Origin of the sequence: Herbaspirillum autotrophicum, assembly GCF_001189915.1 — a bacterium.
In the GTDB taxonomy this organism is placed as follows: domain Bacteria; phylum Pseudomonadota; class Gammaproteobacteria; order Burkholderiales; family Burkholderiaceae_D; genus Herbaspirillum; species Herbaspirillum autotrophicum.
Window position 1 is genome coordinate 209,624 of sequence record NZ_LFLS01000003.1, and the last position, 11,950, is coordinate 221,573.

At 58.6% G+C, this 11,950-nt stretch carries 12 protein-coding genes; 10 read left to right on the forward strand and 2 right to left on the reverse strand.

Features of this window, described 5'->3' with window-relative positions; translation table 11 throughout:
* Entirely contained in the window at window positions 1–339 is a 339-nt protein-coding gene (locus AKL27_RS03620) for an ArsR/SmtB family transcription factor (protein ID WP_050461411.1), read from the reverse strand.
* 140 nt (window positions 340–479) lie between these two features.
* On the opposite strand from AKL27_RS03620, the gene AKL27_RS03625 reads away from it, so the two are divergent.
* From AKL27_RS03625 to AKL27_RS03665, 8 genes are all read left to right on the forward strand, one after another.
* Entirely contained in the window at window positions 480–1,529 is a 1,050-nt protein-coding gene (locus tag AKL27_RS03625; protein ID WP_050461412.1) for a DMT family transporter, read from the forward strand.
* Between the two features lie 201 nt (window positions 1,530–1,730).
* The gene (locus AKL27_RS03630; RefSeq protein WP_050461413.1) at window positions 1,731–2,054 is read left to right on the forward strand and encodes a hypothetical protein; all 324 of its coding nucleotides are present in this window, start codon (window positions 1,731–1,733) and stop codon (window positions 2,052–2,054) included.
* A gap of 124 nt (window positions 2,055–2,178) precedes the next feature.
* The gene (locus AKL27_RS03635) at window positions 2,179–2,607 is read left to right on the forward strand and encodes a TOBE domain-containing protein (protein WP_050461414.1); all 429 of its coding nucleotides are present in this window, start codon (window positions 2,179–2,181) and stop codon (window positions 2,605–2,607) included.
* Between the two features lie 19 nt (window positions 2,608–2,626).
* The gene (locus tag AKL27_RS03640) at window positions 2,627–3,187 is read left to right on the forward strand and encodes a pyridoxamine 5'-phosphate oxidase family protein (RefSeq protein WP_050461415.1); all 561 of its coding nucleotides are present in this window, start codon (window positions 2,627–2,629) and stop codon (window positions 3,185–3,187) included.
* A 71-nt stretch (window positions 3,188–3,258) separates the two neighbouring features.
* Window positions 3,259–3,768, forward strand: a complete 510-nt coding sequence (locus AKL27_RS03645; protein WP_232310890.1) for an RNA polymerase sigma factor — start codon at window positions 3,259–3,261, stop codon at window positions 3,766–3,768.
* A gap of 85 nt (window positions 3,769–3,853) precedes the next feature.
* Entirely contained in the window at window positions 3,854–4,840 is a 987-nt protein-coding gene (locus AKL27_RS03650) for a FecR family protein (RefSeq protein WP_050461418.1), read from the forward strand.
* Between the two features lie 220 nt (window positions 4,841–5,060).
* Window positions 5,061–7,427 (forward strand): TonB-dependent siderophore receptor, encoded by a 2,367-nt coding sequence (locus AKL27_RS03655; RefSeq protein WP_083438849.1) that lies wholly within the window; start codon window positions 5,061–5,063, stop codon window positions 7,425–7,427.
* 391 nt (window positions 7,428–7,818) lie between these two features.
* Window positions 7,819–10,053, forward strand: a complete 2,235-nt coding sequence (locus AKL27_RS03665) for an NADP-dependent isocitrate dehydrogenase (RefSeq protein WP_050461421.1) — start codon at window positions 7,819–7,821, stop codon at window positions 10,051–10,053.
* Window positions 10,054–10,157: 104 nt separating this feature from the next.
* On the opposite strand, the gene AKL27_RS03670 is transcribed toward AKL27_RS03665, so the two are convergent.
* Entirely contained in the window at window positions 10,158–10,400 is a 243-nt protein-coding gene (locus AKL27_RS03670) for a hypothetical protein (protein WP_050461422.1), read from the reverse strand.
* A 324-nt stretch (window positions 10,401–10,724) separates the two neighbouring features.
* On the opposite strand from AKL27_RS03670, the gene AKL27_RS03675 reads away from it, so the two are divergent.
* Together AKL27_RS03675 and AKL27_RS28095 are read left to right on the forward strand one after the other, a co-directional pair.
* Window positions 10,725–11,615: a hypothetical protein gene (locus AKL27_RS03675; protein WP_157056781.1), complete on the forward strand. Its 891-nt coding sequence runs from the start codon at window positions 10,725–10,727 to the stop codon at window positions 11,613–11,615.
* Window positions 11,616–11,738: 123 nt separating this feature from the next.
* Entirely contained in the window at window positions 11,739–11,897 is a 159-nt protein-coding gene (locus tag AKL27_RS28095) for a hypothetical protein (protein WP_198155875.1), read from the forward strand.
* Window positions 11,898–11,950 lie beyond the last annotated feature (53 nt).

Genomic DNA, 11,950 nt, shown 5'->3' on the forward strand with positions numbered 1-11,950 from the left:
CTACTTGACACTGCTGACGGATGGCGAACAGCATTCCTGCAACGGCGAGCAGGGATTACCGCCACAACAGTTTTCGGTAAGAAACGCAATCAGTCCGTTCATGGTGTCGAAGTTGGCGGCATAAATCACGAAGCGTCCGGCCTGACGCGACGTCACCAGTTGTGCATGCGACAGTTCCTTCAAATGGAACGACAAGGCCGACGGCGCCACCGCCAACTGCTCGGCGATCTTGCTGGCCGCCATCCCTTCGGGTCCGCATTGCACCAGCAGACGGAATACTGCAAGCCGCGATTCTTGCGCCAGTGCCGCCAATACGGCCAGAGTGTCTTTGGTTTGCATCAACTGCCTCCGATTATTTCAATAATTCAATTATTATTGAAATGACGAATTTTTTCAAGCACGGATTTTTATAAGCGCCGCGCAGTATCATTCACCATCTCGCCGGCATCCGGCGTCAATCCACCCCGAAGCCGAATTTCATGAAACATTTCAATCAGGCAATGCACCCCGGCATCAAGGCCGCGCTGCTGGCAGCGCTGTTATTCGGCGCCGCCACGCCGCTGGCCAAACCGCTGCTGAGCGGCAATTCGCCGTGGCTGATTGCCGGCTTGCTGTACCTCGGCTCCGGACTCGGACTGACATTGTTGCGCCGCTTGCGCCCCGGCCCCAAGGTCGTGTTACCGCGCGCCGAGTTGCGCTGGTTTGCCGGCGCCGTCACTTGCGGCGGCATCATTGCCCCCGTCTTGCTGATGTTCGGCCTGACCCATATGGCCGCCGCCGATGCTTCGTTGCTGCTCAATGCCGAAGGCGTCTTCACGGCGCTGCTGGCGTGGTTTGCCTTCAAGGAAAATGTGGACAAGCGCATCGTCTGCGGCATGCTGGCGATTGTTGCCGGTGCTGCCATTCTGAGCTGGCCCGATACGCTTGAACTGCAACGCTTGTGGCCGTCACTGGCGGTGCTCGGCGCCTGTCTGGCGTGGGGCCTCGACAATAATCTGACACGCAAGGTCTCGCTCAACGACGCCTCATGGATCGCCGCCGTCAAAGGTCTGGTGGCCGGCGGCACCAACCTGGGCCTGGCGCTGTTGCTGGGCGCCCATCTGCCATCGTGGCCGGTCATCGGCGGCGCAATGACCATCGGCTTTCTGGCGTATGGCGTCAGTCTCACCCTGTTTATCGTGGCCTTGCGTCATCTCGGCACGGCCCGCACCGGCGCCTACTTTTCAGTGGCGCCATTTTTCGGCGCACTGCTGGCAGTGGTCATGGGCGAACCGATGACCTTGCCCCTGCTGGCGGCCGGCGCCCTGATGGCCTTCGGTATCTGGCTGCACCTGTCGGAACGCCACGAACATCTGCACCGGCATGAACCGATGGAGCATGAGCATGAACATACCCACGATGCACATCATGATCATGCACATCCGTGGCCGACAGCTCCCGGCACCCGCCACAACCATGCCCACCGGCATGCGCCACTGGAGCATGCGCACAGTCACTTCCCTGACATGCACCACCGCCATCAACATTGATGTGCGCGTGATTCAGGCCGGCAGCCCACTGCTGCCGGCCTGAAATTTCATTTCCTGATTCTGCCGCCGCAATTTACAATTCAGCCCCCCGCGATGTTACATGCCGACACGCGGAGCGGTGAATGGCATTGGTATCTCATGACGATGCAGATTCGTTTTGTATCAAGCCGGTATTTTTAAAATTGAAAAACAGGAAATGAAATGATTGTGATCTGGAAGGGTTGGGGATTGTTGGTATTGGTCATTGCACTGGTGGTCAGCCTGGCAACCATGATGTTGCTGGCAACGTTGGGCGTGGCGCATGGTTTCGGTCCGGCCCTCGGCGCGATACTGTCGGCAGTGGCGATCTGGGTGGTCGGCAACAAACTCAATTCGCCGCTCAAGAATCGCGTGCTGGTCGATCAGAATACCGGCGCCGAAGTCATCCTGAAGCCCGAGCACTCCCTGTTCTTCATCAAGATGCAATACTGGGCTTTCATCGTCGGCGCCTTCGGTCTGTTCATGCTGGCCGGCGCATTCTCGTAATTGCACGAGATTGCCGGCACTGGGCGCGGGCGCGTGCTTCGTCTATACTGATCCGGCCGTTTCCGGTGCCCCGCCGCACCGGAAACGCTTGCCCTCCGCATTCCACCCCATTCAGAGAGTGACCATGAAAACCAGCGCCCGCAATCAGTTTTCCGGCAAAGTCAGCAACATCAAGACCGGCGCCGTCAACGATGAAATCGAAATCGAATTGCCCGGCGGCGACAAGCTGATCGCCATCATTACCCACGAAAGCACCAAACATCTCGGCCTGCAAAACGGCAGCACCGCGATTGCCCTGATCAAGGCGCCATGGGTGATCGTCGCCACCAACGACAGCGGCATCAAACTGTCGGCCCGCAATCAGCTCGCCGGCACCGTCAGCAAACTGCGACTGGGCGCGGTCAATGCCGAAGTGGTGATTCAACTGAGCGGCGGCAATCAGGTATGCGCCATCATCACGCTCGACAGCGTGAACGACCTCGGTCTGGCCGAAGGCAAACCCGCCACCGCCATTTTCAAGGCATCACACGTGATTGTCGGCGTGCCGGCCTGAGCAGTAGCGCCAATTACGCATGCAAGAAATCTACCGCCACATCTGGCAGTGCCTGACGGCGGGTGCAAGCCCCGGCCAGTCGCCATTCACCATGTGGCAACTGGCCACCAACGGTGCAGACGGGGTACCGCAATTGCGCACAATCGTGTTGCGTGCCGCCGATGAAGCGCGCAACACACTGACGTTTCATACCGATATGCGCTCAGTCAAAGTGGCGGAGCTGCGCGCCGATCCGCGACTGTCCATGCTGGCAGCCGATCTGGTCAAGCTGCAACAGATCCGGCTCGAAGGCCGCGCCGAGATTTGTCCCGATGAAGCCGAACGCAGCGCCATCTGGAACAGCGCGCGGCCACATACGCTGATTCTGTATCAGGCGCCGTTGTCACCCGGCACGCCCCTCCCCCATTCACCGCAAGCCACTGCCGTGAGCACCGGACGGCATGACGGTTACGACAATTTCTGCGTGGTCCGCGCAACGCTCAGTAAAATCGACTATCTCGATATTTCACCGGCCGGCCACCAGCGTGCGGTATTCACCCGCAGCGACAACCACTGGCAAGGCAAGCGGGTGGCACCCTGAGCGCAGGCGCATTGCGTAAATGAGAATTGTTTGCAATAATGGCCGCATCATTTATTCAGGGTGCCCGCTTCGTGTCTCAATCCTCCTCGCTCAAGAAAGGCTGGCTCGCGCATTACGGGGAACTGATCGGCACCTGGGTACGGCGCACCGACAGCGTCACGCATGATGTTCAGGATGCCGTGCACGATGTCATCACCACCATGCTGAGCGGCACCACCTCCGTCATTCATCATCCGCGCGCTTATCTGCATCGCAGTGTCCGCAATCAGCTCACCGACATGCACCGCCATGCGCAGGTTCTCGACACCGTACCGCTGCATGAACTGCAGGAAGACGAACATCCTTTGCTGTCCGATCCCGACGCCGCAGTCCGCACCGCACTATTGCTGGCCGCGCTCAAGGAAGCGTTGGCAGAACTTCCGTTAAAATGTCGCCAGGTTTTCATCTGGCATCGACTGGAAGGCTATACCCAGCAGGAGATTGCACACAAGCTCGGCATTTCGGTGAACATGGTGGAAAAATACATGATCCGCGCCGCACGCCACCTGCGCCAACGCCTGCACAGCCACGCTCCTCATTGATTCAGGATTTTTGCAGTCTCAAACGTCGCAGTCAGGGAGCCGAAAAAGCCTTATCCTGTCACGACGCCGATTACGCCGATTCAACATGCCTCATCATCCCCCGAAAATTCCGAACGATCCACGCGATGCCGCAGCCTGGTGGTTTGCCCGCGTGCATTCGGGCAATTTCACCACGGCTGAACAGCGCATGTTCCGGCAATGGCGGCAGGCCGACAGCCGGCATGAGCAGGAATACCGTGCACTTGACGAGGTATGGCAAGCCACGCAGATGATTCCTGCAGATGAGTTGCGCAGCTTGCTGAGTGCGCCGGCAAGATCGGCGCCGTTGATGGCGCGCCGGCGTCTGCTTATCACCGGCGGGGCTATTTGCAGCACGGTGATGGCAGGCGGGGTCGTCGCTGCCGCCTGGTGGCCGACGACACCGGAGCAGCAGACCCGCTACGCCACCGGCAGAGGGGAGCTGCGCAGCGCCAGCCTGGCGGACGGTTCCCGCATACAGATCAATACTGATACCGTGGCCGTGGTGGAATACTTCAAACAACGCCGCACAGTACAACTGATGTCTGGCGAAATCATGTTGCAAACACTTGCCGACAGCGCCCGCCCCTTCATCGTCGCTACCGCCATCGGCCAGATCAGCGCCGACGCTGCCAGTTTCAACGTCCGTAACGATGATGCCCAGGTGAGGCTGGCAGTCGAATCCGGCAGCGCCGAAATCAGTACCGGACCATGGTGGCGCAGACAGCGCGCAATCGTGGCGGCCGGCACCAGCACCAGCATGCGCGCCGGCACGCTGACAGCGCCGACCCGGATCGATGTCGGCGCCGCCACCGCATGGCGTTATGGCAAGCTGGTGTTCAACGATCAGCCGCTCGACCATATCGTGCGCGAAATGAGCCGCTATCTGCCGCAACCGATCCGTATCACCGACAGCCGCCTGAACCATCTGCGCATGGCCGGCGTATTCAATCTGAAAGATTCCGCGGCATTTCTCACCGCCTTGCGCCGCATCGCCCCGATTACGGTCAAGCAACGACCGGACGGCGGCGTCGATATTGCCCAATCGGCCTGACGGCAAGCATGCCGCCGGGACTATCGGTGCGGCGCCACACTGCCCTGCCTCCCCCTTCCACATCAAGAAATATTCAGCGTCGATTCAGGGTTTTCCCTTGCTGGTCCGTCTTATCCGATAAGAGGGATATTTCCGCAAGCCGGTGCTATCCCTCGTGAAACCTTTGGCCAAAGGGTTTGGCGCATTGCGCCGGTATGTCAACACCAGGGAAAACCATTCGATGATTCACAGAAAAATAACAGTCGTCTCCGGCCATCCGGAGTCGCGCAATTACGCCGTGCGGATAACCGCCGCCTCCGCTTTGGCCGTGGCACTGGCAGTCGCTGCGGCACCCTATCCGGTGCAGGCACAAGACGCCGCCGTGCAATTGAACATTCCGCGCCAGTCGCTCGGTAATGCCTTGTTGCAGCTCGGTCAGCAAACCTCATTGCAATTGCTGTACAACACCGGCGTCGTACAAGGCTGGAGCGCACCTGAAATTCAGGGACGCTTTACCCCGGAAGAAGCTTTGCAACGCATGCTGAGCGGCACCAATATTGCGTTTGAACGCAATGGCAATACCATCACGCTGACCCGCAAGCTGCAATCACAATCGCAGTTGACCACGGTCACGGTAGTGGGCAGCGCCGATGCCGCAGCGGCCTCGTATATTGCCAGGACCGACCACGCCACCAAACTGAATACGCCGCTGATCGAAACACCGCGCGCGATCTCGGTGGTGACCGCCGAACAGATCAAGACCCAGGCGCCGCGCTCACTGGAACAAGCACTGGCCTATACCTCTGGCGTCATCACCGAAAATGGCGGCGGCGGGGATACCCGCATGACCGGCGCCATCATTCGCGGTTTCTCGGATGGCAGCGCTTACTATAAAGACGGCTTGAAACAGCTGTCGGCCGGCAGTTATGGCTCATGGAACGATCCGGTCAGCGAACTCGACAGCATCGAAGTGCTGAAAGGCCCGGCCTCCGTGTATTACGGACAGGGCCGTCCGGGCGGTGTGGTCAACGTCGTGACAAAAAAGCCGGAGGCTGCTCATGTCAACAGCGTCGGCTTGTCGTATGGCCGCTATAACCGGGTTGAAGCCACCGCCGATCTGGGCGGCGCCATCGACAGCGACAACAAGGTTTTGTATCGTCTCAACATTCTGGGCCGCGACAGCGATGCGCGCACCATCGATTCACGCGATGACCGCATTGCCATTGCTCCATCCCTGTTGTGGAACATTTCCGATCAAACCCGCATCACACTGCGCGCCCAGTATTCGCAGGAAAGAGGCACGCCGAAAACCTGGTGGCCGAGCCTGTTCGTCTCACCGGCGGTGATGGAGTTGCCGGCACAATGGACCGCCGGCGAACCGGCCTTCGATCATTTCAACCGCGATACCAAATCGATTGGGTATGCCTTCGAACACGACACCGATAACGGCTGGCGGCTGCGGCAAAATTTGCGTTACTCGGTGATCGATATCGATTACGCGCACGTCTATGCGTCCGCGGTACAAGCTGACGGCAAAACCGTGGATCGCGGTTCGTTGGTACAGCAAACCCGTGGCAAGACACTGGCCATCGACAACCGCATTGAAAAAGATCTGGTGTGGGGCGACCTGCGCCACACGTTCTCGCTCGGTCTGGATTACCTCAAGTATCAGGAACGCGGCGGCCTGGGTTTTGGTTTCGACGTACCGACGCTGAACATGCGCGCGCCTGTCTACGGTCAGTTCGTGCCGACGCCGGCCATGGACGAAAGCAATCTCGATCTGGAACAGACCGGCATTTACACGCTGAATCAATTCAAACTCGGGCGCTGGGTTGCCAATCTGAGTCTGCGTCATGATACCGCCAAAACCACGCAGACCAGCACCACCCAACCGACCATCAGCGATACCGCCGTCACCGGCAGCGCCGGCTTGCTGTACTTGTTCGACAGCGGTTTTGCGCCATATGTGAGCTACGCCACGTCGTTCGATCCGGCCACCGGCAGGCAATTCAATGGCACGCCGTTCCAGCCGCGCAAAGGTGTGCAATATGAAGCCGGCCTGAAATATCAGCCACCCGGAAGCGAAGCATTCATCACTGCATCACTGTTTGAAATCACCCAGACCAATGTGTCGACCAGCGATCCGGATCATCCGCGTTTCAGCATTCAGACCGGCGAAGTGCGTTCGCGCGGTGTCGAACTCGAAGGAAAATTGCAACCGACCCGGGAAATCGCGATCCTGGCCAACTACACCTACGTTGATCCCAAGACCACCAAGAGTAACGATCCGCAACAAATCGGCAGACAAGCCGTCCAGACCGTGAAAAACACCGCCAGCATCTGGGTCGATTACCGGCCGCAACAACTTCCCGGCGTCATGCTGGCCGGCGGCGTGCGCTATCGTGGCAAGGCATTCTTCGGCAAAAGCAGTACCGGCGGCGATTACTTCGATCAGCCATTCACGCTGGCCGATGCCGCATTGGCCTATGAAACCACGCGCTACCGCCTGGCGCTCAACGTCAACAATCTGTTCAACAAGAAATATTTCACCTCGACCTTCCGCGGCGCGTCACGCGAAGCGGTACTCAGCGCCACGTATTACTGGTAATTTCTGCCTGTACGCACGGCGGGCCTGCTTGCCAGGCCCGCCATCTTTCTTCCGTCACGCCCCCCCGCTCCTGACACTCCGATCCGCAGCGCTGATGCCAAGCGCCACCGTTTTCGCACCATCGCCGGCAAAAATCGTCGAAAACACAGCAAAAAGGCAAAAGTCCCGGCTTCGGAGTAAACTAGCGGCTGATTTTTTGTCGAGCACACAAGTGCAAATCCGAATAAACTTCTTCCCCTGAGAGAAATTGCGTTCCCGGACCGCCATGGCGCGCTCCCCGATGACAATTTCCCGGCTAATTCTGTTCGCCATTAACTAGCCCCGATACAATAGAACCCGCACAGCAAGCACACATCAACATATCAATATACCAACAGCAAGGAACAACATCGTGACCACAGGTAAATCCACCATTATCTACACGCTTACCGACGAGGCGCCGCTGCTGGCGACTTATTCTTTCCTGCCCATCATCCGCACCTTTACCGCACCGGCCGACATCAATGTCGTCGAGAGCGATATTTCGGTGGCGGCACGGATTCTGGCTGCATTCCCCGAATACCTGAGCGATGACCAGAAGGTGCCTGACAATCTGGCAACACTGGGCAAGCTGACGCAAGAACCTGACACCAACATCATCAAGCTGCCGAACATCAGCGCTTCGGTGCCGCAACTGATTGCCGCCATCCGCGAACTGCAGGCACGCGGTTACAAGATTCCCGATTTCCCTGAAGATCCGAAGACCGACGAAGAAAAAGCGATCCTGAAGCGTTATTCGACCGCACTCGGCAGCGCCGTCAATCCGGTTCTGCGTGAAGGCAACTCGGACCGCCGCGCACCTGCTTCGATCAAGCGTTTTGCGCGCAAGCACCCGCACTCGATGTCGAAGTGGAGCCCGGCTTCGCGCACCCACGTGTCGCACATGCACGGCGGCGATTTCTACGCCGGCGAAAAGAGCATCACGCTGGCCAAGGGCTGCGACGTCAAGATGGAACTGGTGACCAAGAGCGGTCAGACCATCGTGCTCAAGAACAAGGTATCGCTGCTGGACGGCGAAATCATCGACAGCATGTTCATGAGCAAGAACGCGCTGTGCAAGTTCTATGAAGAACAGATGGAAGATGCGCGCGAAACCGGCGTCATGCTGTCGCTGCACGTCAAGGCCACGATGATGAAGGTATCGCACCCGATCGTGTTCGGCCATGCCGTCAAGATTTTCTATAAAGATGCATTCGCCAAGCACGGCAAACTGTTCGAAGAACTCGGCGTCAATGCCAACAACGGTTTGAGCAGCGTCTACGAAAAGATCGCGACCCTGCCGGAATCCAAGCGTGACGAAGTCATCAAAGACCTGCACGCCTGTCATGAACACCGTCCGGAACTGGCCATGGTCGATTCGGCCAAGGGCATTTCCAATCTGCACGCACCGAACGATGTGATCGTCGATGCATCGATGCCGGCCATGATTCGTCTGGGCGGCAAGATGTGGGGCGCCGATGGCCGTCCGAAAGACACCAAGGCCGTGATCCCGGAAAGCACCTTTGCCCGTATCTACCAGGAAGTGATCAACTTCTGCAAAACCAACGGCGCATTCGATCCGACCACCATGGGCACAGTACCGAACGTCGGCCTGATGGCGCAAAAGGCGGAAGAATACGGTTCACATGACAAGACATTCGAAATCGCCGAAGACGGCGTGGCCCGCATCACCGATTTCAACGGCAATGTGTTGCTGGAACAAACCGTCGAGCAAGGCGACATCTGGCGCATGTGCCAGGTCAAGGATGAACCGATCCGTGACTGGGTCAAGCTGGCCGTCAACCGCGCCCGCCTGTCCGGCATGCCGGCAGTCTTCTGGCTGGACGAGTACCGTCCGCATGAAGCCGAGCTGATCAAGAAAGTACGTACTTACCTGAAGGACTATGACCTGACCGGTCTCGACATCCAGATCATGTCGCAAGTGCGCGCCATGCGTTACACGCTGGAACGCGTGATCCGCGGCAAGGACACCATCTCGGTCACCGGCAACATCCTGCGCGACTACCTGACTGACCTGTTCCCGATCATGGAACTGGGCACCAGCGCCAAGATGCTGTCGATCGTGCCGCTGATGGCCGGTGGCGGCATGTTTGAAACCGGTGCCGGCGGTTCGGCGCCAAAGCATGTCAAGCAACTGGTGGAAGAGAATCACTTGCGCTGGGATTCGCTGGGCGAGTTCCTGGCACTGGCAGTGTCGCTGGAAGATGTCGGCATCAAAACCGGCAACAACAAGGCCAAGGTTCTGGCCAAGACACTCGACGATGCCACCGGCAAACTGCTCGACAACAACAAGTCGCCATCGCCACGCACCGGTGAACTCGACAACCGCGGCAGCCAGTTCTATCTGGCCATGTACTGGGCGCAGGCTCTGGCCGAACAAACTGAAGATGCACAGTTGCAAGCGCACTTCGCACCACTGGCCAAGAGCCTGACCGAGAACGAAGCCAAGATCACGGCCGAACTCAAGGCCGTGCAAGGCAATCCGGTGGATATCGGCGGCTACTTCCTGGCAGTGCCGGAAAAAGTCAGCGCCATCATGCGCCCGAGCGCCACGTTCAATGCAGCATTGAAAGCAGCGCAGGTCTGATGCAACGCCATGCCGGCCGGCAATTCAACAGGCCGGCATGATTACGCATCCGTCATCAGCAACGGCAGGCCGCAAGGTCTGCCGTTGTTGTTTCCGGACCCGGCTCAGGGCCACGCTGTATCTTGAAAAATATTGCGCGCACTTTTGAAATTCAACATCGTGCGCGATGAACGTCCGTTGAGTACCTGCATGCGCCAGCGGTCCTGCAAATACAGCGCGTGCAGCGCCGGCACATGCTGATTGACCACTTCCTGACTGATGGCCAGCTTCTGGCCGAAGCCGACTCCCGCACACCCCGCAACAAACGCGGCGACCGAAGCCATGGCTACGCTGGTTTCGTTTTTCATTTTTCGCTCCCGGTGTTTCTGTACCAATGCGACATCCTGCTGTAACGATGCGACATCTGATCAGACAAGTATAGTCAACGGGATTCAGATTATTAGTTTTTCCATAATTAAATTGTAACCGGCAGCGCTGGTCATCAGGCTGCCGCTCACGATCTGTTTCCGTGTTGAAATCAAGATTGCCCGAGCGAAAGCACGGCTGTCCGTTTTCCGGGATAGTAGAATAAGCGCCATCGCCATCCGGCCAACCCACCCTCCTTGTCACTGATGAATCCTCGCTTCCGCCATGTTCTGCCAACCGCTGCCGCGTGCCTGCTCTCATCCGGCATGTTGCTTGCCCCCGCCACGGCGCAAACCACCGTCCCCTCGCTGGACAAAGCGCGTGGCGCCATCAAGAATGCCGATGCGCGCGCCTCGTTCGATCAGCAAATGGGTTCGGCGCCGATCCCGGATGGCTTCGGCACGCAACTACCGGCCGGGTTCAGCCGCGAGCTGCTGTTGTCGCAACTGACACCGGGTATCGACCGCAAACGGGTGGTACTGACCGGTGCCAAAGCCTGGCCGCAACGCCCCGGGGGCTACGTCGCAGTGGCCTGTCTGGCGGCATCGGCAGAACAGGCACAGCGCGCGTTGCGTTATCCGTCGTCGCAATGCGATGGCGAAAACGACAGCAGCGGCAACGAAATCTGGTTCGGCGTATTCGACCGCGCGGCCGACGGCAGCGTGCAACTGGTGGCGCGCACGGAAGCGGCAGTGACCGCCGGCACCGATTGGGGCCACACCAATATCGATATGCCGCAAGCCATGGAACTGGACGATAGCAAAACGCCGCCGCTGAGCCGGCCGCAAAGCTGGCAGCGGTTTGACTTTGCGCGCTACCAGTTGCGCAACGGCGATACCGCGTTCGGCGTGCGTGCCGGCTGGTCGGAAGGATATGCCGGCGGCGGTGCCTCATTCGAGGCGCTGTACCTGTTCCATATCGATGGCAAGGCATTGCGCGTGGTGTTCGCACAACCGATGATGTTCAACAAGATGATTGCCGGTGACTGGCATAAAGATGGCACCCGCAGTCACGACCTGACCGACGGCAGCAATACGCTCAATGTCTTGCCGGGCACGACGGCCGGCTACCACGATCTGCAATTGCGCGAGCGTAACGGAAAATGGCGCCAGACATGGCGCTGGTCGGAAGCCAGCCAGGCATATCAGTTGCAATAAACTGGCCGGCAATGTTTGTCCGCGCCGTTTTTTTCATCCGGCATACCGCGCGGACACATCCGGCGCTACACTAACGCCGGCACCAATCAGCCCCATGAAAACGACCACAACAAAAGACCACTCATGAAAAAAGTCATCTCCAGCATTTTGATTGCCGTCATTCTCTTTTTTCTGCTGCCACTGATCACCCGCTATTTCCCGCAACATCGCGTGCTGGTATGGGCCGTGACGGCCGGCGTGGTTTCCTATCTGGTGGCGTTGCTAATGGAACGCGTGAACTGACTTGGTGATACATCGTGTGCAACACCCTTGCTGCACACGATAAACACACGCTG

Coding starts and splice junctions, on each gene's coding strand:
- AKL27_RS03620 (WP_050461411.1), bottom strand. CDS start 339: ATGCAAACCAAAGACACTCTGGCCGTATTGGCGGCACTGGCGCAAGAA.
- AKL27_RS03625 (WP_050461412.1), top strand. CDS start 480: ATGAAACATTTCAATCAGGCAATGCACCCCGGCATCAAGGCCGCGCTG.
- AKL27_RS03630 (WP_050461413.1), top strand. CDS start 1,731: ATGATTGTGATCTGGAAGGGTTGGGGATTGTTGGTATTGGTCATTGCA.
- AKL27_RS03635 (WP_050461414.1), top strand. CDS start 2,179: ATGAAAACCAGCGCCCGCAATCAGTTTTCCGGCAAAGTCAGCAACATC.
- AKL27_RS03640 (WP_050461415.1), top strand. CDS start 2,627: ATGCAAGAAATCTACCGCCACATCTGGCAGTGCCTGACGGCGGGTGCA.
- AKL27_RS03650 (WP_050461418.1), top strand. CDS start 3,854: ATGCCTCATCATCCCCCGAAAATTCCGAACGATCCACGCGATGCCGCA.
- AKL27_RS03655 (WP_083438849.1), top strand. CDS start 5,061: ATGATTCACAGAAAAATAACAGTCGTCTCCGGCCATCCGGAGTCGCGC.
- AKL27_RS03670 (WP_050461422.1), bottom strand. CDS start 10,400: ATGAAAAACGAAACCAGCGTAGCCATGGCTTCGGTCGCCGCGTTTGTT.
- AKL27_RS03675 (WP_157056781.1), top strand. CDS start 10,725: ATGTTGCTTGCCCCCGCCACGGCGCAAACCACCGTCCCCTCGCTGGAC.
- AKL27_RS28095 (WP_198155875.1), top strand. CDS start 11,739: ATGAAAAAAGTCATCTCCAGCATTTTGATTGCCGTCATTCTCTTTTTT.